We start from the raw sequence: 24,125 nt of genomic DNA, 5'->3' as shown, positions 1-24,125 counted from the left end.
GTGGGCCGCCGCGATGGGCCATCCTTGGCCCAGCGCGGCTAACCCGGCGTCCTGCCGGGTTACCCACGCTCCAAAGCCTGCGTTCGGCCAGCGTGGTTTAACGGGGCGCCTAAGATCAAGATCAAAAGCAGATCAACAGCACAGCGGCCTACAGGCCGGCTTGAGTGGTGTGAAGCAAAGGCGAAATCAAAATCTAAAGCGGGGCACGGTCAAATGTGGGAGCTGGCTTGCCTGCGATGGCATCAACTGGATGTACCTGAAAAACCGAGTTGTCTGCATCGCAGGCAAGCCAGCTCCCACAGAAAAGCAGAGCCGCAGCAGTTTCAGATTTGGCTTTCGCTTTGGCTTTTGATTTGGCTTCTACCACTCAAGCCGGCCGGTAGGCCGCTGTGCTCTTGCTTTTGATCTTGATCTGACTGCCCCACTCAGCCCGAGGCCGAACGCAGGGATTGAGGAGCGGGTAAACCGGCAGGACGCCGGTTTAGCCGCGACGGGGCAGGGACGCCCCGTCGCGGCGGCCCGCGGAGCAATGCCGGAGTGAGGGAACACCGAGCCTAGGCGAGGTGCCGACAGGCGGGGCAGAGCCCTTTGCTTACTTTGGGGCTTTTCCAAAGTGAGTCGCTGTAAGAGCGAAACCATAGGTAGCCGTTACCCAAATAACGGATATGTACACAAAAGCCCCCACCCAACTCACACCCGCTCTTCAAGCCGATAACGCAAAAACCGATGCCCCGGAGAAAACAACCGCCGGTAGGTCAGCAATACCGCACCTACCGTGCCCAGCGCCGACGACGCGGCGATCAAAAACATGATCACGATCTGGTACCGCACCGCGTCCACCGGGCTTTCCCCGGCCAGCACCTGGCCGGTCATCATCCCAGGCAGGCTGACAATCCCTACCACCGTCATCTGGTTCAGGGTCGGGATCATCCCGGCCCGCACGGCCTGGCGAATCGCGTCCTGGGCCGCTTCCCAACGTGAGCCACCCAGGGCCAGGATCATCTCGATGGTGTTGCGCCCCGAGGTCAGTTCCTGGGTCATGCGCTCAATCCCCAGGGACACGCCGGTGAGGGTATTGCCGAGAATCATGCCGAGGATCGGGATCGCATACTGCGGCTCGTACCACGGGTGAATCCGGATGATCGCGAACAGGCCGATGGCCGTCACCAGCCACGAACTGCCCCACACCGACACGATGCTGTCGGCCCGCTGGCCGGCGTAGGTACGCTTGCCGCGACCGGCAGCCGAGAGGCCGGCGATCAGGGTCATCAGGCACATCAGCGGCAGCACCACGTACCAGTAGGCGAATTCGAAGACCCAGCCCAACAGGTAACCGATTGCCAGCAACTGCACCACCGTGCGCACGGCGGCCCAGAACAGTTGGCGTTCCAGGCCCAGGCGCAACAGCAGTGACAGCGCGCCGTTGATCAGGATCAGCGAGGCGGCGATGGCCATGTCCAGGGCCGTCAGGTCGTGATAGTTCATGGCTGCACGGCCCCCGTCAGCACGCCGGCGTCCATGTGCAGGCGGGTGGTGCTCATTCGTTGCGCCTGCTCAAGGTCGTGGGACACCCAGACATAGGCGTGGTCTTTGTCCGCTTCGGCCCAGGCGTTGATCAACGCCTCGACTTCCCGGGATGACGCCGGGTCGAGGGCGGCGGTGGGTTCGTCCAGCAACAGCACATCGGGATTGAGTTGCAGGGTGCGGATCAGCGACACCACCTGGGACTCGCCGCCGGATAAATCCCCGGCATTTTTTGCCAGGAAGCCCGGCTCTTTTCCTGCGTGGACCAGCAGCGCATTGACCGCCTGCGGGTCGAAACTCAGGTGATGCAAGGCCTTGAGGCTGTAGGGGAAACGCAGATTGTCTTCCACGCTGCCCTCGATCAGCGCCGGACGCTGGGAAAGGTAGCTGATGCGGCTGCGGTACTGCGGGATCTGTACGTTGGCGATGGGTTGCCCATTCCAGAGGATATCCCCGGAGGTGGGTGCATCGAGCAGGGCCAGCGCCCGCAGGAACACACTTTTGCCGGAGCCGGATGACCCGGTGATGGAGAGGCGGTCGGCGCGGTGCAACTGGAAGTTCGTCGGGTGCAGCAGTTGGAGCTGGCGGCGCTCGTCCATCCGCGTGAGCGCCCGGGTTTCGACTAATACGCTCATGGAGTTGATGATCCTTGTTCCTGATTTAGACGCAATGGTAAGACAGGGCACCTCCCCCGTGGCGAGGGAGCAAGCTCCCTCGCCACAACAAGCCCCCTCGCCACAGGTGTTCCTCAGCGCTTGGGCTCCAGCGACACCAGGCGCGGCTTGATGGATTTCTCGCGCACGTCAAGCAACGCCAGGGTCACCGGCAATTTGAAACGCCGCCGCCCTGCACTGCCGGGGTTGAGAAACAGCCGCTCGCCGTGCCACTCGATCAATGGCTTGTGGGAGTGGCCGGTGATCACCAGCCTGATGCCCGGATCAAGCGCCTTCGGTACATCGGCAATGTCATGCACCAGCAGCGCCCGCCAGCCATTCAGGTCGAAATCCAACCGATCAGCCAGATGCTCTGCCCAGGCCGCGTCGAGGTCGTTATTGCCGCGCACCACATGCAACGGTGCAATCGAGGCCAGCAGCTCAAGAATTTCCGGGCTGCCGATATCCCCGGCGTGAACAATCTGCTCGCACCCCTCCAGGGCGGCCAGGGCCTCGGCGCGGAGCAGGCCGTGGGTATCGGAAATCACACCAACTTTCATGAACGTCTCCTGTGCACGACACCGGCGCTGTCCGCCGGGCGGCTTGCAATCCAACAGTGCACTGCCTATATTTCCCGCCTGGCGTCATCTACGCCACCATCCGCGGAAAGGGCTGCGCCCAAGACCTTGACTGAATATCACATTTCTACGACTCCCAACCTTAAAGCGGACAAGGTTTGTGCAAGGAGATCGTATGTCGCAATCATTCTCGTCCACCAACGGCCGTATCAACCTTGAGCAGCAACGCAAGCGCGCCAAGGAGCTTTTGCAGCGCCTGAAAAACGCCGATACCGCCGCAACCCCGACCTTGTCCGAGGCTCAATGGCTGATCGCCAAGGAACTCGGCTTCCCCAGCTGGCCCAAGCTCAAGGCCCACGTCGATGCGGTGGATTTTGCCGCCCGCCATCCGGGTTTCGACGCCAGCGATGAAGCTCGCACCACCCACTGGCGCTGCGGCAACGATATCGCCCACAGCCTGGGCTTGGCGGGGTTCAAGGGCCGCTTCCGGATGCTGATTGACCCATTGTGCATGGGCCCTGTCCAGGACCTGCCAGCCGACCAATACCAGGCCATACGCAGCCGCTACATCAGCCAGGTGTTTGCCATGGATGAGGCCGAAGTGGCGCGCCGGCACGCAGACGAATACACCCATCTTGGACAACTTGGCAGCGCCGGGCACAGCGTGTTGTGGTGTGAGGCGGATGCGTACGATCAGTTGTTCCTGATTCGGGCATTGGCGGGGCTTGAACGCTTGCCTGAAAAGCTTGAGTTGATCGAAGTCGACCGTATCCCCGGCGTGCAGCGTTTTATCGGCATCGGCCAACTGGCACCCGACGTATTGGCGTGGTTGTGGCCGCAGCGCCGGCAGGTCGACGAGGACATGCTGCAACTGGCGCGACAGGCCTGGCTGGCGTATTGCGACAGCTCGCCGGTCAAACTCGCGGAACTGGCCCGGGGCAACCACCCATCCCTGCCCTTCCTGGCCCCGGCGTTGCGCCGGCAGTTGCAGGAATTGCCGGGGACGCAGGACGGTTTATCACTGACCGAACGCCTGGCCCTGCACTACGTGGACGAGGCCGGGCCCGTGCCGTTTGGCAGGGTGTTTGCTGAGTTGATGGCCAAGCGTGAGCCGCTGCCGTACCTGGGGGACATGATGTTTCATGCGCTGATGCGGCCGTTGATTGATGGCGATAATCCGCTGTTGATCGAGTCCGAGGCTCAATTGCCATGGCCTCAACGGGTGTTGGCATTGACTGCGCTGGGTCGCCAGGTTCTGAACGGGAAGGCTTACTGGCCGGATCATGCCCCCCAGGAACGCTGGATCGGCAGCACCTGCATCAGCCCAGGCAAACCTCACTGGATGATTGACGAGCATCTGGTTCCCGCCTGGCGCAACTAAAGGCGCGGCGCCTCTATGTCGCGCAACAGCTCGTCTGTTGCGTGACTGAAGCGCTCGACCAAAAAATCCAGCAGCACACGCACACGGGGCGAGCGGTAGTGAGTGCCGTGCAACAACGCATACACACCCGCCTCACGCACGCTGAACTCCGACAACAGGACCTTCAGCCGGCCCTCACGAATATCGTCAGCCGCATCCCAAATGGTCTTGCGCGCAATGCCATGGCCGGCCAGCGCCCAGGCGCGCGCGAGGGCGCCGTCGTTGGTTTCCCAGGCCTGCTCCATCGCCACCGTATGGTCCCGGGCCTGGCCATCCACCCTGAAGTGAAACGTGTTCAGCGGCCCCGCCCCGGTCACCAGCACGATGAACTGATGCCGAACAAGGTCCGCCGGGGTTTGCGGTTCGCCGTGCCGCGCCAGGTAGTCAGGCGAGGCACACAGCACGCGCCAATTGGGCGCCAGGTGTCGCGCAACCAACGAGCTGTCACGCAGGGCACCAAAGCGGATGGCGAGGTCCACATCGTCCTGCACCAGGTTCGACATGGAGTCGGACAACGTCAACGCCACCTTCACCTGCGGATGCTGGCGGCTGAAGGCTTCAAGCCAGTCATTCAGCAGATGCCGGCCAAAATCCGCCGACGCAGAAATCCGCACCTTGCCACGCACCTCTTGCTGGCTGGCTTGAAGCCCTGCCTCGGCCTCATCAATCGCCGCCAACGCAATCGCACACTGCTGCAGGTAAAACCGGCCTTCGTCAGTCAAGCGCAACTGGCGGGTGGTGCGTTCGAACAGTTTGGTACGCAGTGCCGCTTCAAGCTTGATCAGCCGTGCGCTGGCGGCAGCAGGCGACAACGCCAGCTTGCGCCCGGCAGCCGTGAGACTGCCCAAGGCTGCCGCCTCGACGAACAAACGCATATCACCCAATCGGTCTGTGGCCATTTCAATTCAGATTTGAAAGTTCATCAAATGGTAGGCCAATTATCAATTTCTCTACAAGCCACCACACTCGCGTCCTCGCCTTCCAACGAGTACAGGTCATGACCGACATCGACGCGCTATCGGCAGCCGAAACGGCTACCCCTCCCCCGGCTGAACGGCTTCCGCTGATCGCCCTGCTGGCGCTGACCCTCAGCAGCTTTATTGCCACCGCCAATGAAACCATGCCCGCCGGCCTGCTACCCCAGATCGCGCAAGCCTTCAATGTGTCGCAAGCCTGGGCCGGCCAATGGGTAACCTTCTGCGCGTTGGGCTCGGGGCTGGCGGCTATTCCATTGACACTGGCCCTGCAGGGCTGGCGCCGTCGGCGTGTGCTGTTGTTGGCTGTCGGCGTGTTTTTTGTGTGCAATGCCGTGACCGCGCTATCGCCATGGTTCGGCCTGACCCTGGCGGCGCGCCTGGTGGTGGGGCTCGCCACCGGACTGGCCTGGAGCCTGCTGGCGGGTTATGCCCGGCGCATGGCACCACGCCCGTTGCAAGGGCGCGCGATGGCCGTGGCCATGCTCGGCATTCCCCTGGCGCTGGCCGTGGGCGTACCGCTGGGGGCGTGGCTCGGCAAGCTGTCGGGCTGGCGCAGTGTGTTCGGGATACTCTCGGCGGCCAGCCTGATGCTCATGCTGTGGATACGTGTGAACGTGCCCGATTATCCCGGGCAAAAAGCCGACCGACGCCTGCCTCTGTCGACGGTTGTGCAAACACCCGGCGTACGGCCTGTGCTGCTGGTGGTCATGCTCTGGATCATGGCCCATTACATTCTCTACACCTACATCGCGGCGTTCCTGGCGTCTGTCGGTCTGGGCGAGCATGTGGACGCCGCCTTACTGATTTTCGGCCTCGCCGCACTGCTAGGCATCTGGGTCACCGGTGTGTTGATTGATCGCTGGCTGCGGCGGCTGGTCCTGCTCAGTCTCGTCGCGTTCGCCCTGGTAACGCTTACGCTCGGGCTCGGCCATTTACCCGTCATCCTCACCAGTATCGCCATGGCCGCATGGGGTTTGAGCTTTGGTGGGGCACCGACCTTGCTTCAGACCGCCCTGGCGGAAACGGCTGGGGACGGTGCCGATGTGGCACAGTCGATGCTGGTGACTGCATTCAACCTGGCATTTGCCGGCAGTGGAGTGATTGGCGGCGTGGTACTGGCGACTCACGGACCCGCGTGGTTTCCGTGGCTGTTACTGGCGTTGCTGATGCCCGCCCTGTGGATTGCCCATCGCTGGATGCACTCACCCAACACTGAATCGGCGCTGCCACGTGCATAGTGCGATGCCTGTGTTCAACGTTTAGGGCATATCCATAGCAATAAACGATATTGGTATATACCAGATTGCTCCCTTATAAATCGCCCCCATCACAAGACTGCAAGCTGGAGTAGCAAGCGATGGTGTCGGTAAAGGTAATGCTGGAGTACTTTCATCCCTGGCCGAATTCGGCGGGTTTGTACCTGGCGCGGGAACGCGGTTGGTACGCCGAGCTGGGCCTGGATGTGGAGTTGGTGGTGCACGATCCCTACCGGGGCGACACCCTTGAGCACCTGCTGACCGGCGCAGCGGACTTCGGCATTTTCCCGAGCAACCGGCTGCTGGTCCGGCGCGGCCTGGGGCAAGCGCTGCAAGGCATCGCGGCGATCAATCATGCGGGGCTTGAGTCGATTCAAACCCTGACCGACTCCGGTATCCAGCGTCCTCGGGACCTGGTGGGCAAGCGCCTGGCGCTCAATCCCACACCACGGGGTTTGGCGATGGTGCGCCATCTGGTGAGCAACGACGGTGGCGATCCCGATGGCGTGATCCTGGTGGACAGCGGTGTGCGTGAGCTACGCCCCGAGCAGTTGGCCGAAGGCATCGCCGACGCCAGTTTCGGTGGCTACTGGGCCTGGGAAGCCCTGATGCACAGCCCTATCGAGGCCGAGCGCCGGGTGGTGTTGCCGGTGGATGAGATCGGTGCACCGGCGTATCACAGCTACCTGTTGGGCGCCCATGAACGGACCCTCGTCGAGCGGCCCGAGTGCGTGCGTGATTTCCTCGCGGCCACTGCCCGGGGCTATCTCGCCGTGGCCGAGGAGCCGGCGATTGCGCTGGCGGCCTACGAGCACACCACACCGTATTTCCCGGCAGAATTGCTCAGCGCGTCCCTGCATAAAATCGCCCCGACCTGGCTGCATGACGGCCGCTGGGGCGAGCAACGCCAGGCGCTGCTCAAGCCTTACGCCGAGTGGCTGCACGAGCACGCGGTGCTCGACAATCCCCAGGTATGGCAAGGGGCAACCAGCAACGCCTATCTGCCCGGAGCGGCGGCATGAACCCACAACGCACGGCCCATGGCCTGGGGCTTGATCCGGTGGCTGCCGACTGGCCAGCGCTGCACGAAGCGGATATCCAGCACCTGCTGCGCGAGTACCCGCACCTCGGGCAACTGCGCAGTTTGCATTGGCACAGCCCGCGACCGTTTTCCGCTGCCGGGCTGATCACTACCAGCAGCGCGACCCTGTTCGTCAAACGGCATCATCAACAGGTGCGGCAAGCGGCGTGGCTGGAAGAAGAACACCGCCTGATCGCTCACTTGCATCGCCAGGGCGCGCCGGTTGCCGCAGTGGTGCCCAACCGCCAGGGGGCGACGGCCACGACGCAGGGCGAATGGACCTACGAGATTCATCGTGTCGCCGAGGGCCTGGACCTGTACCGGGATGCGCTGTCGTGGTCGCCGTTCCAGACGACCGAACACGCCCTGGCGGCCGGCGTTGCCCTGGCTCAACTGCACCACGCGGCCGAAGGTTACACCGCGCCACGCCGCCAAACCCAAGTGCTGCTGGCCAACGCCCGGTTGATCGAACAACCCGCGCCACTGGCCGCGATCGCCAGCACCCCGGCACTCACCGAGTACCTGTCCGACAAGGATTGGCACGCACGACTCACCGAGCTGCTGTTGCCCTGGCACGCACCGTTGCAACCCTTGCTGCAACAGCAACCGGCGCTCTGGACCCACAACGACTGGCACGCCTCGAACCTGCTATGGAATGAAGACGGCAGCGTGTCCAGCGTGCTGGATTTCGGCCTCGCCGACCGCACTTTCGCGCTCTACGACCTGGCCACCGCCATCGAACGCAACGCCGTGCCCTGGCTGGAACTGGACAGCGGTGGCCCGGCCATCGCGGACCTCGACAGCGTCGACGCACTGCTTGCCGGCTACCACCAAATCCGGCCACTGAGCGCGCAAGACCTGCACACCCTGAGCGCCCTGCTGCCGTTGGTGCATGTGGATTTCGCCCTGTCCGAGGTCGCGTACTACCACGGCGTGGTGGGTTCTACCAGCAGCGCCGACGTGGCCTATCACGCCTACCTGCTGGGCCATTTGCAGTGGTTTTCCGGTGCCCAGGGGCAACGCTTGCTCGGTCATATCCGGCGCAAATCCGTATGAGCATCCTGGTCGATACCGATTGGCTGCATGACCGCCTCGGGGAGCCAGGGCTGGTGATACTGGACGCTACCGTGGTGCTGCCGTCGCCGCGTTTTGACGGTGATTACCGGGTCGCCAGTGGCCACGCCGGCTGGCTGCAGGCGCATATCCCCGGCGCACGGCATGCCGATTTGTTGACCGACTTTGCGGACGCGCACGCCAGCTACAGCTTCGCCCTGCCAACCCCGCAAGCCCTGGTTCAGGCACTGGCCGACCTGGGCGCAGGCGCTGGCAGCAACGTGGTGATCTACGACCGCGCCGACGGTTTCTGGGCCGCGCGCCTGTGGTGGATGTTGCGCGGGCTGGGCATTGATGCGTCGGTGCTGGACGGTGGTTTCAACGCCTGGCAACGGGCGGGCTTACCGCAGCACAGCGGGCAGCCGGCAATAACCAGCGCCGTCGAACCCTGGCCAATCAACGCCTATGCGCCACTGTGGATCGACCGCGCAGGCGTTGAAGCGGTGGTCGCAGGGACCTCACCCGGCGTACTGGTCTGCGCATTGGGCGCCGCCTTGTTCGAAGGCACCGCACCCACTCGCTACGCCCGACGCGGGCACATCCCCGGCAGCCACAACCTGCCGGCGCGCACGCTGTTTGATGCCCAGGGTCGCTACCTGCCCAAGGACGCCCTGGCCCTGGCCATCGGACCCACGCTGCTGCACAGCGACGGTCCATTGATGCTCTATTGCGGCGGCGGAATTTCCGCGGCGGCCAACGCCCTGGCTCTGACCCTGCTGGGTCGCCAGGACATCGCACTCTACGACGGCTCGCTCCAGGAATGGGCCGCCGATGCACGCCTACCAATGACTACCGGAGCAGCTCCGGCCTGACGCCCTTTGTGGCGACCCCGGCTTTTTAATTTCGTACTGGCAACCCGTCCGTTGCGCAGCGCTGGGCCCTTTTGCGCCCGATAAAGCGTGATGTGCCAGCGGGCAGGCCCTTGGAGCGCTCCTTTTATGGCAACACCGTACCGTCACACCCTGCTCGCCCTGAGCATTACCCTCGCCGCCACGGCCACCCACGCCCAGGACGCGACCCTGGACACCGTCACCGTAGTCGGTGAACAGGCCACCGACTATCAGGCAAAAAAGGCCGCTGTCGCCGGCTTCGATAACGCGCCATTGCTGGACACCCCGGCGTCGGTGGCGGTGATCACCGAAGGCCGCCTGAAAGACCAGCAAGCGCGCCTGCTGAGCGAGGTGTTGAAGAACGACGCCTCGGTCGGCGACAGCTACGCGCCGGTGGGTTACTACGAGAATTTCGTGGTGCGCGGCTTCTCGCTGAACCCGGCCAGCAGCTACAAGATCAACGGCCGCACCATCACCGGCGAACAGAACGTCGCACTGGAAAACAAGCAGCAGGTGGAAGTGCTCAAGGGCCTGTCCGGGCTGCAAAGCGGCGTGTCCGAACCCGGCGGCCTGGTGAACTACGTGAGCAAGCGCCCGGAGAATGTGCGTTCGGTGAGCGTGTCCACCAACGAACACGGCGAGCGCTACCTGGCCACCGATGTCGGCGGCTGGTTCGGTGCCGAACAGCAGGTGGGCGTGCGGGTCAACCTGGCCCACGAAGACATCCGCTCCTACGTCGACGATGCTGACGGCCAGCGGGATTTTGCGTCCCTGGCCCTCGACTGGAACATCAGCCCCAACGCCCTGCTGCAACTGAACGCCGAGTACCAGAACCGCGAGCAACGCTCGGTGCCCGGTTATCAATTGCTCGGCGGCACCACCGTGCCCCACAACGTGTCCCCACGGGACTTGCTGGGCTACCAGAGCTGGTCGAACCCGGTGGGCATCAAGTCGCTGAACCTCGACGGCCTGTTCGAATACCGCTTCAACGAGGCCTGGAAAGCCAGCTTCAGCGCCTCCCGCAGCCGCGTGGTGATCGACGACTACAGCACCTTCGCCTGGGGCTGCTACGGCGCCGCCAGTTGCGCCAACACCGCAGTGCCCAACCACTTCAGCGCCGAGGGCGACTACGACATCTCGGACTACCGCAGCCCCGACGACACCCGCAGCAACGAAGAAGCCCAGGCCGCGCTCAATGGCCAGTTCGACACCGGGTTTCTCAAGCACGACCTGACCTTCGGCACCACTGCGTTCCGCCGCCTGGTGGACCGTCGCCAGTCGGTCAACGAGTACATCGGCGAAGGCAACATCTACGAAAAACCCCCGGTGCTTGAACCCTACCAGGGGCCGCTGGGCCATACCTACCGGCGCCTGGACAGCCGCCAATACGGGCTGTTCGCCAGCGACCGCATCAGCTTCAACGAGCAGTGGCAAACCATCCTCGGCGGGCGCCAGGTGCGCCTCGACGAAGAAACCTACGACCAGGCCGGCGACACCACCCGCCATACCCAGCGCAGCGTGTTCCTGCCTCAAGTGGCGCTGATCTACAAGCCGCGCCCGGACACGACCCTGTATGCCAGCTACAGCAAGGGCCTGTCCCTGGGCGGTACGGCTGCGTGGTTCAGCAGCAACGCCGATGAGGTATTGCCGCCGACTACTTCGCGCCAGCTGGAAGTGGGGATCAAGCGCGACTTCCAGCGCCTGAGCCTGACCGCCGCACTGTTCCAGATCACCCAGGACCTGCAATACAACCGGCCCAACGATGACGGCACCCTCACCTTTGTGCAGCAAGGCAAGCAGAAGAACGTGGGTCTGGAACTCTCCGCCAACGGCCGAGTGACCGATAACCTGCAAGTGTCGGCCAGCGTCGCGGCGATTCGCGCCCGGGTCAGTGGCAGCGGCACCGACGACTACGACGGCCACCAGGCGATCAACGTGCCCAAGCTGCGCGCCAGCCTGCACGGCGACTACAGCATTCCCGGGATCAAGGGCCTGGCCCTGCTCGGCGGGGTGCAATACAGCGGCAGCAAGTACGCAAACCGCGAGGCCAGCGTGAAGGTCGACGACTATGCGGTGTTCGATGTGGGTGGTCGCTACAGCACCAAAGTCGGTGATTACGATACTGTGCTGCGCCTGACCGTCGACAACCTGTTCGACAAACGCTACTGGCGCGATGTGGGTGAATCGGCGGGCGATGGCTACCTGTTCCTGGGCGCGCCACGCACCGCGCGGTTATCCGCCACCGTCAATTTTTGAGGCTGACTGTTCATGCGTAATCTGATTTTTGCCAGTGTGTGCCTGCTCTCGACTGCCCTGGTCGGCTGCCAGCAGCAACCGCCCGCCAACGACCAACTGGATGCGGTGCTGTGGACCCAGACCTCGATCGAGCACGAGCTGATTTACCGCCAGGTATTCGCCAACGCCACCCGGCAACTGGACGTGGCCCTCAACACCCCGGACTGGGACGCCCTGCCCTTGCCCCCGCGCAACCTCTCCGGTTTGCCGCCGGCGGTGATTGTCGACATCGACGAAACCGTGCTCGACAACATCCCGCTGAATGCCCGGGACGTCGTCAATAACCAGGTCTACTCCTACGACCGCTGGAACACCTGGGTCGACCAGGCCAAGGCCCAGGCGCTGCCCGGCGCCGTCGCGTTCCTGCAGGCGGCCAAGCACAAAGGCATCACGGTGTACTACATCACCAACCGTGAGCAAAGCCAGGTCCAGGCCACCGTCAACAACCTGCGCCTGCGGGGCTTTCCGGTAGACAGCGACCAGCAGGTACTGGCCGCCGGCACCCCGATTGGCGGCTGCGAACAGGCCGGCTACGGCAAGAACTGCCGCCGCCAATGGGTCGCCCAACACGCCCGCGTGCTGATCCTGGCCGGCGACTCCCTGGGGGATTTCGTGCAGGCCGAACACAACACCCTGGAGGCCCAGCGCAAGGCCGCCGAACCCTACCTTGGCTGGCTCGGCCAACGCTGGTTCGTGCTGCCCAACCCGACCTACGGCAACTGGTACAGCGCGCCGTATGGCGATCAGGAAAAACTGCCCTTTGAACGCAAGCGCCAGCTCAAGCAACAGGCGCTGCACCTGCAAAATTGACCCTGGGGGAACCGTATGACGCCGCTGGAAATAGTCGCTGTAATCTTCAATATCGCCGGGGTGTGGCTCACCGCCCGACGGGTGCGCTGGTGCTGGCCGGTCAGTGTGGTCGCGGTGTTGTTGTACGGCTGGATCTTCTTCGACGTGAAGCTGTATTCCGACATGCTCCTGCAACTGGTCTTCGCCGTATTGCAGGGCTACGGCTGGTGGCGCTGGAGCACCGGGCGCATCGACGCGGGCAAGGTGCGGGTCGAGCGTCTGCCAGTCCAGGAAGCCTGGCGTCATTTATTCGCAGGTGTGATCGGCGCCCTGCTGCTGGGCGCCGCCATGCACCACTTCACCGATGCCGCATTGCCGTGGCTGGACTCGCTGCTGACTGCCTTCAGCCTGGTGGCCAGCCTGTGGGCGGCGCGCAAGTACGTGGTGAGTTGGTGGCTGTGGATCGTGCTGGATACGGTCTACGTGGGACTGTTTGTGTACAAGGACTTGCAATTGACCGCCGCGTTGTATGCCGGGTTTGTGGTGCTGGCGGCGTATGGGCTGGTGTCCTGGCAGCGGGATTTGCGCCAACAGGAACAGCAACTTTCAGTTGCTTGAACACGGTGTTTGTTTCCCAACTGTTGCCAGGCCAACAGTTGGGAAAACATATAACTAAAACAGCGCCTTACAGTACATAAAATCATTAAACATAAAGCCCTTATCGCGTTTAAATATAAAAAATCCCATGGGTATATTTATGAATTTACGTACTGTCGTGACCTTGGGCCTGGCCCTGTTAGTGGCCAGCCCGGCGGTGTTCGCCGGGGCAACGCTGGATCGCATCACGCAATCCAGACAGTTGGTTGGCGTGCTGATGGAGAACTATCCGCCCTTCTCTTTTCTCAATGAACAAAACCAGCTGGATGGCTTCGACGTCGACGTGGCCAAAGCCGTGGCTGACAAACTTGGCGTCACCCTGAAGTTGGAAACACCCTCTTGGGAAGTGATCGCCGCTGGCCGCTGGCAGGGCCGTTATGACGTGTGCATCTGCTCCATGACCCCAAGTGCCGCCCGTGGCCAAGTGTTCAATTTTCCTGTCGAGTATTACGCCTCACCGGCGGTCATCGTGGTCAACGCCGATGAATCTTCCATTCACTCGGCCAGTGACCTTTCCGGGAAAAAAGTCGGCGTGGGCAGCGCCTCGACCTACGAGGCCTACCTGAACAAAGACCTGGTGATCGAAGGCGCCAACACGCCAATCGAATACCCGTTCAGCCAGATTCAAGCCGTGCCTTACGACAATGAAATCGTGGCCTTCCAGGACCTGGCGCTCGGCACCGGCAAACGCCTGGACGCAATGCTCACCAACCTGGTGACCGCCAATGAGCGAATCAAGCATGACCCACGCTTCAAGGTCGTCGGCAAACAGCTGTACAGCGAGCCCAACGTGGTCGCCACCGAAAAAGGCGACCCCCAATGGGACGCGAGGCTGACCCAAGTGCTGGCCGACCTTAAAAGCGACGGCACGCTGACAAAGATCTCCCAGAAATGGATTGGCGCAGACATCACCCAATGAGCGTTTTCCCCACCCCGCCCTCTGTGGTGAAACCGCCGCCCGTCAAACGCCAGTGGTTGCCCTTCCAGGTGCGCCTTTGGCTGACCTGGGGCGTGATGCTGTGCCTGTTCGCCGGGCTGTTCATGAGCTTCGACCTGCAGTTTGCGATCGTCGCGGCCAAGTGGCAGAACCTGGTGGGCCTGCACCTGTCGCCCAACGGCTTTCTGCAGGGTGCGGCGCTGACGCTGTTCCTGTGTTTCTGCTCGATCTGGCTGTCCCTGGCCCTGGGGTTTGCGACGGCCCTGGCGCGCTTGTCGAACAGCGCGGTGGCGTTCGGGATTGCCAGTTTTTACGCCTCGTTCTTTCGCGGCACGCCGCTGCTGATCCAGATTTTGCTGATCTACCTCGGCCTGCCCCAGTTGGGCGTAGTGCCGGGCGCCATCAGCGCCGGGATCATTGCGCTGTCGTTGAACTACGGGGCGTACCTGAGCGAGATCTTTCGCGCCGGCATCATCGGAGTGTCCCAGGGCCAACGGAATGCGGCGGCGGCGCTGGGCATGGGCCCGGCGGTGACGTTCTGGCAGATCGTGCTGCCCCAGGCGATGCGCACCATCATTCCACCGACCACCAGCCAGTTCATTTCGATGCTCAAGGACTCATCGCTGGTCTCGGTCATGGGCGTCTGGGAAGTGATGTTCCTCGCGCAGTCCTACGGGCGCTCCTCATACCGCTATATCGAAATGCTCACCACCGCTGCCGTCATCTACTGGCTGCTCTCCATTGGCCTGGAACTGATCCAGGCGCGCCTGGAGCGGCACTACGGCAAGGCCTACCTTCACGGGCGATAACCGCTTTTTACCTGCAGGAAGCACCATGTCTGATCCAACCCCGTTGTTATTCGGCCTGTACGAACAAGCCAGCGTCGGCTGCGGCGGCGCGCCCAGCCTGTGGACCCACCCGGCGGATGAACGCCTGGGCATCAACACCCTCAAGTACTGGTCGAACCTGGCCCGCACGGCAGATGAAGCCAACCTCGACCTGATGTTCTTCGGCGATGTGCTGGGCTTCTACGATGTGTTTGGCGGGTCCGAAGCGGCGGCGTTGAAATGGGCGGTGGAAGCGCCGGCCAACGACCCGCTGACGATCATTCCCGCACTGGTGGCCCTGACCGAAAATCTCGCCTTTGGCGTCACGGTCAGCACCACCTACGAACACCCATTCACCCACGCCCGGCGCTTCAGCACCCTGGACCATTTGTCCGATGGGCGTATCGGCTGGAATATCGTCACCTCTTACCTGTCCAGCGCCGCACGCAATTTCGGCCTGGAGCAGATGATCAAGCACGACGACCGTTACGAACGCGCCGAAGAGTTTCTCGACGTGGTGTACAAGCTCTGGGAAGGCAGTTGGGCCGATGACGCGGTGCTCGCCGACAAACTCGCACGCACCTATGCCGATGGCGCGCGTGTTCGACCGATCCAGCATGCCGGCGACCATTACCGGGTGGCTGGCCCGCACCTCACGTCACCCTCGCCGCAACGCACGCCGCTGCTGATCCAGGCGGGTTGGTCGGGCCGTGGGCGGCAGTTCGCGGCCAAACACGCAGAGCTGGTGTTTATCGCCAAATCCAACCCACTGGAGATACGCCAGGGGCTGGAAGATATCTGGCGCCAGGCCGAGGCCCGCGGGCGCAGGCAGCAAGACGTCAAATCCCTGACCGTGTTGCGCATCGTCACCGCCCCCACCGCCATCGAAGCACAAAAGAAATACGAGACCCTGCAAAGCAACTATCACCTGCAGGCGCAGTTGGTGAGCTACGCGGGCGACACCGGTATCGATATCAGCCGCTACGCCGACAGCGAAGCACTGTCCACCCACACCGAAGGCATGACCTCCTACGTGATGAAACCCGATGGCAGCGGCAAACCGCTGACCGCCGGCGAGGTCAAGCAACGCTTCGCCAACGTGACGCGGGGCAGCGACCTGATCCTGGTGGGCACGCCGGAGCAGGTGGCGGAAAAAATCGAGGAACACGCCAGAATTTCCGGCACCAGCGGCTACATGCTCAACCCGTTGATCAGCCCCGGCTCGCTGAATGACTTTGTCGAACTGGTGATCCCGGCCCTGCAAAAACGTGGGCTGTATCGCACCACGCCGCAGACCGGCACCTTGCGTTCGCGGCTCAGCGCCGAGGGCAGTGACCGCTTGCCAGCCTCGGCCCATGGGGCTTCGTTCCGCTTTGAGTAAGGTGCTCGTGGGCACTGCGTGACCTGCGCCAACAGGAACGGTAGAGTCACGCCCACGTCATGCCTGCACACGGAACCCCAGGATGCCTTTCGACCCGATTTCACCGCACTACCAGCGCATTCGCGAACAAATCGCCAACGATATTGCGGCGGGTGTGCCCCAGGCCGATGAGAAATTCCCGTCCGAACGGGAGATGATCGAGCGCTTCGGCTGTACCCGGGTCACCTTGCGCCAGGCTTTGCAGCAGTTGGAAGCGGAAGGCCTGGTGTACCGGGAAAACCGTCGCGGCTGGTTTGTCAGCCCCCGGCGTATCCGCTATGACCCGACGCGCATCAGCGGTTTTATGGATTACGTGAGTGCCCAGGGCCGTACGCCCCGCACCGAATGCCTGCACGCAGAGCTGCGCCCGGCGGGCGACTGGCTGGCCAGGCGGATGGGCCTCGCGTCGGCGGATGAGCCGGTGTTTTTCCTGCAGCGGCGGCGCTGGATTGACCGGCGGCCGGTACTGCTGGAGTTCAACGCGCTGCTGGCAAGCTGGTGCCCGGGGCTGCTGGAGGCCGACTTGAATACCTCGCTGACCCAACTGCTGCGGGAGCGGTTTTCCCGGGTGCAATCGCGGTGTGAGCTGGAGATGCACATTGGCACGGTGAATGAAGAACAGGCGGAGTTGCTGCAATTGTCGCAGGGGTCCACCAGCGTGTACCTGGAACGCTTGAACTTTGGCGAGGATGACCAGCCGGTGGAGTTCGACCAGGAGTTCTGGCGCCCGGATGCGTTGTCGGTCGTGATGGAGACGCGCTACCCCGGGACGTGAATTTCACACCTGTGAAAGCTTGTGACTTGTTGCCAATAAACCCGTTTTCACCCGCTGCCAGCCCCTAATATCGAGTCCTCGTGCGCCCCATCACATGGACTGAACCGATGATCACCCGCCCCGAAAAATCCGCCTATCCCCGCGTCGATCAACCCAAAGCGCCCGAGCGCGTTTTCGACGCTGTCCTGAATAAAGCCAGAATCCTTGCCAGTACCGGGCCGGGCGACAAAACCGTCAAGCCCGAGGACTACAAGGAAGTCACCGCCCTCCCGGCCAAACTCGACATCGACAAGCTCAAGGTCATTTCCGAAGACAAAGACGCCGGGGTGATCTACTTCGAACAGGACGGCGCCAAATACAAGATCAGCGCCGAGGGTGCGGCCAACGCCCAGGACGGTTTCGATGTGTTGAAAAACCTGCGCTTCGGCCATGCCGTGGCCCCCGTCAACCAGGGCGGCCCCGACGAAGGCACGCCGCTGTACACCTTCCTTCAGACCCTGGCCGAAACCCAGGGCACCCCGGCCGGCAAGGCCATCGTCGAAAGCCTGAAGAACCCCGACCAGCAACTGCTGCGCGAAGACGGCGACGGCGTACGCCTGGCCAATATCAAATCCGTGGGCAAGGCCGAAGATGGCATCCTCAAGGTCAGCCTGGAAAACGGCAAGACCCTGGTCATCTCCGAACAGCTCACGCCCCAGGCGTTCAGTACCTACACCCAGGCCGGGGTGACCAAGCAGGCCCTCAATGAGGGCAAGGCCAAGGGCTATGAGGAAGTCACCAGCCTGCCGGGAGACCTTGATTTCAGCCAGTTGAAAGTCGTCTCCGAAGACAGCGGCGCCGGGGTGATCCTGTTCGAACATCAGGGCCACAAATACGCGATCAGCAAGTCCGAAGCCGACCTGCCGCAACCCGGCGCCGACCTCAGCAACCCGAACCCAAACGCCGGCGGCACCTTCTACAACTTCCTGCATGCCGTGCACGCCAGTGAAGGCTCGCAAGCCTTCGACTACATCAAGAACGCCCAGTCCCTGCCCGGCCAGGAACTGCTGCGCAAGGACGAGGCCAGCCTGAAGCTGGGCGACATCAGCAAGGTCGACGCGCCCATGGACGGCATCCTGGTGGTCAACCAGGCCGACGGCAAATTGCTGGTGGTGTCCAAAGACATCACCCCCGAGGCCTTTGCCGCCTACACCACCAAGGGTCAAACCCTGGCCGGCATCGAAAAAGCCAAGGGCGACGGCTACACCCTCGCAGGCCCGGACGCTTACCTGGCCTCTACCGAAGACATCATGAGCGTCGGCGGCGCCGGGGATTATGGCCCGGGGCTGATCGCCTTCACCCAGCACAAGCCCGGCGGCAGCGAAGAGAAGATCGTGGTGTCGGAAAACAGCAACCCGCAGATGTTCGAACAGATTTCCGGCTACCGCAGCGACATCGCCGCGCAAACCACCGACGTCGACAAGCTGCGCGCCGACAACGGCCTGCCGCCCCTCAAGGACGTCTCCGTCGACAACCTGACCACCACCGAGAAAGATGACAGCGGCAACCCGCTGTCGGTGCAGGACCTGTCGATGAAGACCCTGGTGGACAGCTACCGCGCCGGGGTCAAGGACGGCAGCATCGGCAAGGACGACCCGCGCGCCAAGTTTCTGCGGGCGGTGGAAGCCCGGAGCATGGCCGACAACGGCATGTCGATCATTCCCGAGCACGGGTTCGGCAACCAGGGCATCGCCACCACGCCCATCGACGTGACCTCGCGGGACGTACGGGACAACATCTTCGACACCAAGGCCATCGACCAGACCATCAACGACCTGCTCGGCGACTCGACCATCCAGCACGACATCAAGGCCAACCACGACGCGGCGCTGGGCAAGGTCGACGGAGGCCAGGCCAAGGTCGATGAGACCAGGCAGAAGCTGATCGACAGCACCTCCTCGGAGAACTTCACCAAATACATCAAGTCCCTGCAGGACAGCGGCAAGACCGAACTGGCCACCCAGGAGATCCAGACCGCCTACACCGCGCTGGCCGACATCGACCCGGCCAAGGCCGACAGCTTCCTGCAAAACCTGCAAATCGACGGCTACACCGACGCCGTTGAAAAGCTGATGGACGACCCGACCAAGATCTCTGACGACAACACTGCGCTGGCCACCACCGACAACACCATGGCGATCCTGTCGATGCTCAAGGGCAGCGCCGACGGCTTGCCGCGCCAGGCGCTGGGGGTGTATTCGAAGTTCGTCGACCAGTTGCTCAAGGACAAAAACGCCGCCGCCGACTTCGGCAAGGCGATGATTTCCCTCGGCGACACCTGGCAGAAAAACGGCGTGATCAGCTTCAGCGACATCGACAAGGCCGTGAGCAAGGAGATCATGCCCGGCCTCAGCGAAGAGAACCGCAGCGCGTTCGTGAAGAACCTCAACTTCCTCAAGGACAACGGCGTACTCGGCTCGGTGGGCGGCGCAATCGGCATGGGCCGTATCGTTTACCAACTCGCCGGCCAGGGCGGCAAGCTGGCGGATACGCCGATGAAGCGCCTGGGCATCGCCAACGACTTCCTCGGCTTCCTGGGCACCGGCTCGCACTTCGCCACGCTGGGCTTGAAGGTCTACGACAAATTGCGCGGCACCAACGCCTACAAACTGATGGGCTTCGACCGCTCCCTGCCCGACCTCTGGGCCAAGCCCGGCGAGGGTTACCACGCGCTGCCCAAGGACGCCGAGGCGGTGCAGAAGAAGTACTTCGAGATCGTCGACCAGGCCATGGATGACGGCAAGGACGTGGGCAAGGCCCTCAACAGCGGCGGCTGGAGTGACGAAGGCGCGAAGAAGGTCCAGGAAGGCATCGAAAAAGGCATCGCCAGCCGGGGCGGCGTGGCCGGTGCGGGGTTTGGCGCGAAGTTCGCCAGCAGCGCGATCAAGGTGATCGGCATGGCCACCGACGTGGCGGGCGGCGTGATCAGCGTGGTGCAGGCGGCGTTTACCCTGCGTGATGGTGTGCGCGAGAAAGACCCGGTGAAAATCGCTTCCGGCTCGCTGTCCATGGCCGGTGGCGTCAGCAGCCTGGTGGGCGCGGCAGGCGGTGTGTTGGGCACCCTGGGGGTGACCGGGCGAATCATTCCGTTCCTGGGGCCGGTGGGCTTCTTGATCTCCGGCGCGTTGTCGTTTGTCGGGGCGATCCTGAGCACGGTGCAGTCCCACAAACTGCACAAGATCTCGATGCAGAACTGGGACCAGATCCAGGACTTCAAGCAGGACGGGTTGCTCAAGCCCAACGGTGATGAGGCGTATGTGTGGTTGCAGACGTACCTGTCCGACTGGGGCCAGCGGGATGCGCCACAGGACCAGAGTATTTTTGACTTCCGCAAGGAAGAGTGGGATGCGCGCTCGAGCATTCGCGGGGGCGACCATCGGCGGGACCATCCGGACTTTATCGGCGACGGGAACAACCGCAATTCAGAGGACTACAAGTACTCGCTTAAACCGTCGGAATGGACCAATGAGAACCACGACATTATCTGGCGGGTGGGGGATGGGTATGGAGGTGAGTATCATGATGTGGATAAGCCCTGACTTAACCTCCTGACACCCGGAAAATCGAATGTCCCAGTGCGCTTCCAGTGGTGAGCTGGGCTTTCTGTGGTGAGCCGCTTTTCTGTGGTGAGCCTGGCTTTCTGGGTGAGCAGCTTTTCTGTGGTGAGCGGGCTTGCCCCGCGCTGGGCTGCGAAGCGGCCCTATCAAGAACACCACGTCTTTCCAGGCAAATTGGGGCGTCAGGTTTTGGGGCTGCTTCGCAGCCCAGCGCGGGGCAAGCCCGCTCACCACAGAAAGCCCTCCTAACCACAGAAAGCCCTTCTAACCACAGAAAGCCATCCTCACCACAGAAAGCAAGGCTCACCACAGAAAGCCCGGTTCACCACAAACACCCGCTCACCACAACAGCGCCACCAACCACACGCCTAATCCCAAGCATCAGATCCAGCAGGCATCCCAAAGCGAATAGTCGCCGACATGCTCAACCAACCCGGCGCGCAGCGGATTAGCGATGATATAGCGAGCCATTTTGCGAATGTCATCCTCTGCCCGCACAGCCCTATCGTGATAACCCGGCTGCCACACCCGCTCTTTGCTGTGACGGCGCTGATTGATGGTTAACGTGCTGCGGGATTTGGTACGGCGCACTACATCGGCCAACGTTTGTTGCTTCAGCTCGAATAACCAATGGATATGATCAGGCATGATCACCCAGGCCAGGGAGTCGACCAGCCCTGACTCTTGAGCCCGTCGGAACTCGGCAACCAGTAGACGGCCGAGGAACAAATCGTGGAACAGCCGCTGGCGGTGATGGACGACGATGGTGATGAGGTAGCTGCGCCCGGGCTCTGAGTAACGGCCCTGGCGCAAGCGATGAGATTGGGGGGTGGGGCGCATTCCATTGCTCCAGGAAAAGGTCCTAAAGAGCATTAACGCTAGCGCGTGGTTGCCAGTGAGCCAGTGGCACAAGGTGACTGGATATATCTGATGAGTGGGTTCATGGAACTGAGTGCCACCTCCCCCCTGTGGTAAGCAGGACTGTTGTGGTGGGCTGGGCTTTCTGTGGTGAGCTGGGCTTTCTGTGGTGAGCGGGCTTTCTGTGGTGAGCGGGCTTGCCCCGCGCTGGGCTGCGAAGCGGCCCTATCAAGGACACCGCGTCTTGCCAGGCAAATTGAAGCGTCAGGTTTTGGGGCTGCTTCGCAGCCCAGCGCGGGGCAAGCCCGCTCACCACAGAAAGCCCGCTCGCCACAGAAAGCCCAGATCACTATAGGAAGCCCGCTCACCACAACAGCCAATCAATGCAAGACGCAACGATCAGATCAACCGCGCCGCCACCAGCCAGTCCGCCACCGCCTGGAACGACGCATCCGGCACCGGGTCTCCCGGTACGGTCTTCCTGGCAATCGCCTCCGCCAACCCCCTGTCCGGCGCCTGCGGTATGCCGAGGTCAAACGCTTCCTGCAACATCCCCAACGCTTCCTCCGGCGCCGCCCGGCATACCACCACCGGCACCGGCGTCTCGCCACGCACATAACGCACGCCAATCACCCAGCCATCGGTGGTGCCAATCATCATCGACGCCCGGCCCAGCCCCAGTTTGGTGGCCAACGCCTGCATCTCCTGGCGCTGGCGCCGCCGTTCGCTCTTGATCAGCGGGTCGCCATCAATGTCTTTGCGCTCGCGCTTGGTCTCGCTGCGGGTCATTTTCATGTCGCGGCCGAACAGCCAGCGCTGCATCAGCACGTCCACCCCGCCCACCAGGATGAAGGCCGCGAGCACGGTAAACACCAGCGGCTTGAGCACCAGGAAAAACGTCGATTCGATACACCCGGCACCACACCGCGATGACTCCATCAGCGCCTGCAACGCATGCCGCCCCACCACGTAGAACGCCACGGCCAGCACATGCACCTTGATCAGGCCCTTGATGAATTCCACAAAGTTGCGCAAGGCAAACAGCTTCTTGAAGCCTTCCGCCGGGTTGATGCGCTTGAACTCGGGCTTGATCGGTTCCACGGAGAACACAAAGCCACGCATGGTGACGATATTGGTCAGGATCACCACCCCGGTGGTCACCGCCATCACCGGCAGGGTGATGCCGATCACCAGTTGCTCGGCATGGTCCAGTACCCGTGGCCACACGGTGGCGAAGGGTTCGATGTAGATCTGTGCAGTAAGGTCGATCAGCGCCGTGACCTGGGCCTGAGCCCGGGGCGCGAGGATGGAAATGCACAGGGTGCAAAACAGGATGACCATGCCCGAGACCAGGTCCTGGCTCTTGGCGACCTGGCCTTTTTTGCGCGCGTCCTTGAGTTTTTTGTCCGTGGCCGGCTGGGATTTTTCTTCGCTGGTATCGCCCATGCCCTACTCCATGCCCGCCAGGGTTTTCAGCAGCTCCACCGTGCCGCGAAATTCCGCCAACTGGTCCAGCATCAACGGAATCAGGAAGCCGATGTAGATCACCATCAGGATCGAGAAAAACAGGTTTTTCACCGGCAACGACAGGTCGAAAATATGCAGGTTCGGCGCCATCCGCGACAGGTACGCCAGCATCAAATCGGTGACCAGCAGCGAGATGATCAGCGGCGACACCATCAGCACCCCGACCCGCATGATCTGGTCGAGAATCGACAGCACCGCCAGCAACGCCGAGCTGGCGAACACCGGGGTAAACGCGGTTACCGGCCACAACTGGTAGCTGTGGTAGTAGCCGTCGACCATCAGGATAAAACCGCCGGACATGAAGAACAGCGTGATCAGCATCACCGTCAGCAAGGTGGACATCACACTCGATTCCCCGGTGGACAGCGGGTCCACCAGTTGCGCCATGGTCGAGCCGCGCTGCAGGTCGATCAACTCCCCCGCCACTTCCGCCGCCCAGAACGGGATGCCGAACAACAGGCCGATCAGGATGCCGATCAGGAATTCCTTGATCAGCAACCCGGCGATAAACAGGCTGCCGTGGTTGGGCATCGAGGTCATGGCGTCGAACACCGGCATGAACATCGGGATCGAAATCGCCACGGCCACGCAACCCCGAATCATCCCGGTCAGCCCCAGGCGGTTGAACGCCGGGGTGATCACCACCACGCCCATGGCACGGCAGGCCGCCAGCGAGGCCGAGCTGATCACCGGGTAGGCGACTTCAAGAAACTGCGCGGTAAGGCTGGCATCCATGGGCGGTCAGCGCGTCCACAAGGGGAAGTTGTCCAGCACCTGGCCGCCAAGCTCCGCCACTTGCCCGGCCAGCACCGGGCCGAGGAACACAATGGTCAGCAACACCGCTACCAGCTTCACCACCTGGGGCAGGGTCTGGTCCTGGATCTGCGTCAGCGCCTGGAACAGCCCCACGCTCAAGCCAACAATAATCGCCACCCCCAGCGCCGGCGCAGAGAGCATCAGCACGGTCATCAGTGCCTGTTTCATCAATGACAGGAAAACGTCCTGGCCCATG

22 protein-coding genes are annotated in these 24,125 nt (G+C 62.6%); 14 read left to right on the top strand and 8 right to left on the bottom strand.

Features of this window, described 5'->3' with window-relative positions; translation table 11 throughout:
- Positions 1-352: hypothetical protein (locus MUM_RS1000000134680; protein ID WP_337999219.1), on the top strand; the 352-nt coding region annotated here is incomplete at its 5' end.
- Between the two features lie 338 nt (positions 353-690).
- Here the strand turns inward: MUM_RS1000000134680 and MUM_RS0103835 are convergent.
- The 3 genes from MUM_RS0103835 to MUM_RS0103825 all read right to left on the bottom strand — a co-directional run bounded on the left by MUM_RS0103835 (position 691) and on the right by MUM_RS0103825 (position 2,737).
- On the bottom strand, positions 691-1,485 hold the full coding sequence (locus MUM_RS0103835; protein WP_010167123.1) for an ABC transporter permease: 795 nt from the start codon (positions 1,483-1,485) through the stop codon (positions 691-693).
- On the bottom strand, positions 1,482-2,159 hold the full coding sequence (locus tag MUM_RS0103830) for an ABC transporter ATP-binding protein (RefSeq protein ID WP_010167121.1): 678 nt from the start codon (positions 2,157-2,159) through the stop codon (positions 1,482-1,484). The genes MUM_RS0103835 and MUM_RS0103830 overlap by 4 nt, the downstream gene beginning before the upstream one ends.
- A gap of 113 nt (positions 2,160-2,272) precedes the next feature.
- On the bottom strand, positions 2,273-2,737 hold the full coding sequence (locus tag MUM_RS0103825; RefSeq protein WP_010167119.1) for a metallophosphoesterase family protein: 465 nt from the start codon (positions 2,735-2,737) through the stop codon (positions 2,273-2,275).
- Positions 2,738-2,930: 193 nt separating this feature from the next.
- On the opposite strand from MUM_RS0103825, the gene MUM_RS0103820 reads away from it, so the two are divergent.
- A complete protein-coding gene (locus tag MUM_RS0103820; RefSeq protein WP_010167117.1) occupies positions 2,931-4,136 on the top strand; it encodes a DUF1835 domain-containing protein in 1,206 nt (401 codons plus the stop codon).
- Here MUM_RS0103820 and MUM_RS0103815 read toward each other — a convergent pair.
- A complete protein-coding gene (locus tag MUM_RS0103815) occupies positions 4,133-5,074 on the bottom strand; it encodes a LysR family transcriptional regulator (protein WP_029615769.1) in 942 nt (313 codons plus the stop codon). The genes MUM_RS0103820 and MUM_RS0103815 overlap by 4 nt on opposite strands.
- Before the next feature lie 98 nt (positions 5,075-5,172).
- On the opposite strand from MUM_RS0103815, the gene MUM_RS0103810 reads away from it, so the two are divergent.
- The 12 genes from MUM_RS0103810 to MUM_RS0103755 all read left to right on the top strand — a co-directional run bounded on the left by MUM_RS0103810 (position 5,173) and on the right by MUM_RS0103755 (position 20,710).
- Entirely contained in the window at positions 5,173-6,390 is a 1,218-nt protein-coding gene (locus MUM_RS0103810; RefSeq protein ID WP_010167113.1) for an MFS transporter, read from the top strand.
- A gap of 119 nt (positions 6,391-6,509) precedes the next feature.
- Positions 6,510-7,430: an ABC transporter substrate-binding protein gene (locus MUM_RS0103805; protein WP_010167111.1), complete on the top strand. Its 921-nt coding sequence runs from the start codon at positions 6,510-6,512 to the stop codon at positions 7,428-7,430.
- The gene (locus MUM_RS0103800) at positions 7,427-8,545 is read left to right on the top strand and encodes a phosphotransferase (protein ID WP_010167109.1); all 1,119 of its coding nucleotides are present in this window, start codon (positions 7,427-7,429) and stop codon (positions 8,543-8,545) included. The genes MUM_RS0103805 and MUM_RS0103800 overlap by 4 nt, the downstream gene beginning before the upstream one ends.
- On the top strand, positions 8,542-9,414 hold the full coding sequence (locus MUM_RS0103795) for a sulfurtransferase (RefSeq protein WP_010167107.1): 873 nt from the start codon (positions 8,542-8,544) through the stop codon (positions 9,412-9,414). The genes MUM_RS0103800 and MUM_RS0103795 overlap by 4 nt, the downstream gene beginning before the upstream one ends.
- Positions 9,415-9,540: 126 nt before the next feature.
- Entirely contained in the window at positions 9,541-11,688 is a 2,148-nt protein-coding gene (locus MUM_RS0103790) for a TonB-dependent siderophore receptor (RefSeq protein ID WP_010167106.1), read from the top strand.
- A gap of 12 nt (positions 11,689-11,700) precedes the next feature.
- Positions 11,701-12,537 (top strand): 5'-nucleotidase, lipoprotein e(P4) family, encoded by an 837-nt coding sequence (locus MUM_RS0103785; protein ID WP_010167104.1) that lies wholly within the window; start codon positions 11,701-11,703, stop codon positions 12,535-12,537.
- Between the two features lie 15 nt (positions 12,538-12,552).
- Positions 12,553-13,134: a nicotinamide riboside transporter PnuC gene (gene pnuC, locus MUM_RS0103780; protein ID WP_010167102.1), complete on the top strand. Its 582-nt coding sequence runs from the start codon at positions 12,553-12,555 to the stop codon at positions 13,132-13,134.
- A gap of 139 nt (positions 13,135-13,273) precedes the next feature.
- Positions 13,274-14,092: an ABC transporter substrate-binding protein gene (locus tag MUM_RS0103775; RefSeq protein ID WP_010167100.1), complete on the top strand. Its 819-nt coding sequence runs from the start codon at positions 13,274-13,276 to the stop codon at positions 14,090-14,092.
- Positions 14,089-14,919 carry an amino acid ABC transporter permease gene (locus MUM_RS0103770; protein ID WP_010167098.1) on the top strand — a complete coding sequence of 277 codons (831 nt, stop codon included), beginning with the start codon at positions 14,089-14,091 and terminating at the stop codon, positions 14,917-14,919. Before MUM_RS0103775 ends, MUM_RS0103770 begins: the two co-directional genes overlap by 4 nt.
- 25 nt (positions 14,920-14,944) lie before the next feature.
- The gene (locus MUM_RS0103765) at positions 14,945-16,318 is read left to right on the top strand and encodes an LLM class flavin-dependent oxidoreductase (RefSeq protein WP_010167096.1); all 1,374 of its coding nucleotides are present in this window, start codon (positions 14,945-14,947) and stop codon (positions 16,316-16,318) included.
- 82 nt (positions 16,319-16,400) lie between these two features.
- Positions 16,401-17,132 carry a UTRA domain-containing protein gene (locus tag MUM_RS0103760; protein ID WP_010167094.1) on the top strand — a complete coding sequence of 244 codons (732 nt, stop codon included), beginning with the start codon at positions 16,401-16,403 and terminating at the stop codon, positions 17,130-17,132.
- 107 nt (positions 17,133-17,239) lie between these two features.
- Positions 17,240-20,710: a hypothetical protein gene (locus MUM_RS0103755; protein WP_010167091.1), complete on the top strand. Its 3,471-nt coding sequence runs from the start codon at positions 17,240-17,242 to the stop codon at positions 20,708-20,710.
- A gap of 399 nt (positions 20,711-21,109) precedes the next feature.
- Here the strand turns inward: MUM_RS0103755 and MUM_RS0103750 are convergent, their stop codons facing one another.
- The 4 genes from MUM_RS0103750 to MUM_RS0103735 all read right to left on the bottom strand — a co-directional run bounded on the left by MUM_RS0103750 (position 21,110) and on the right by MUM_RS0103735 (position 24,124).
- Positions 21,110-21,568 (bottom strand): REP-associated tyrosine transposase, encoded by a 459-nt coding sequence (locus MUM_RS0103750; protein WP_010167089.1) that lies wholly within the window; start codon positions 21,566-21,568, stop codon positions 21,110-21,112.
- A gap of 417 nt (positions 21,569-21,985) precedes the next feature.
- Positions 21,986-23,032, bottom strand: a complete 1,047-nt coding sequence (locus tag MUM_RS0103745; protein ID WP_010167087.1) for an EscU/YscU/HrcU family type III secretion system export apparatus switch protein — start codon at positions 23,030-23,032, stop codon at positions 21,986-21,988.
- A gap of 3 nt (positions 23,033-23,035) precedes the next feature.
- A complete protein-coding gene (gene sctT / locus MUM_RS0103740) occupies positions 23,036-23,848 on the bottom strand; it encodes a type III secretion system export apparatus subunit SctT (RefSeq protein ID WP_003208312.1) in 813 nt (270 codons plus the stop codon).
- Between the two features lie 6 nt (positions 23,849-23,854).
- The gene (locus tag MUM_RS0103735; RefSeq protein WP_010167085.1) at positions 23,855-24,124 is read right to left on the bottom strand and encodes an EscS/YscS/HrcS family type III secretion system export apparatus protein; all 270 of its coding nucleotides are present in this window, start codon (positions 24,122-24,124) and stop codon (positions 23,855-23,857) included.
- Between the last annotated feature and the right edge of the window lies 1 nt (position 24,125).

The organism is Pseudomonas sp. PAMC 25886 (genome assembly GCF_000242655.1).
In the GTDB taxonomy this organism is placed as follows: Bacteria; Pseudomonadota; Gammaproteobacteria; order Pseudomonadales; family Pseudomonadaceae; genus Aquipseudomonas.
This window is presented reverse-complemented; position numbering and strand designations above follow the sequence as displayed.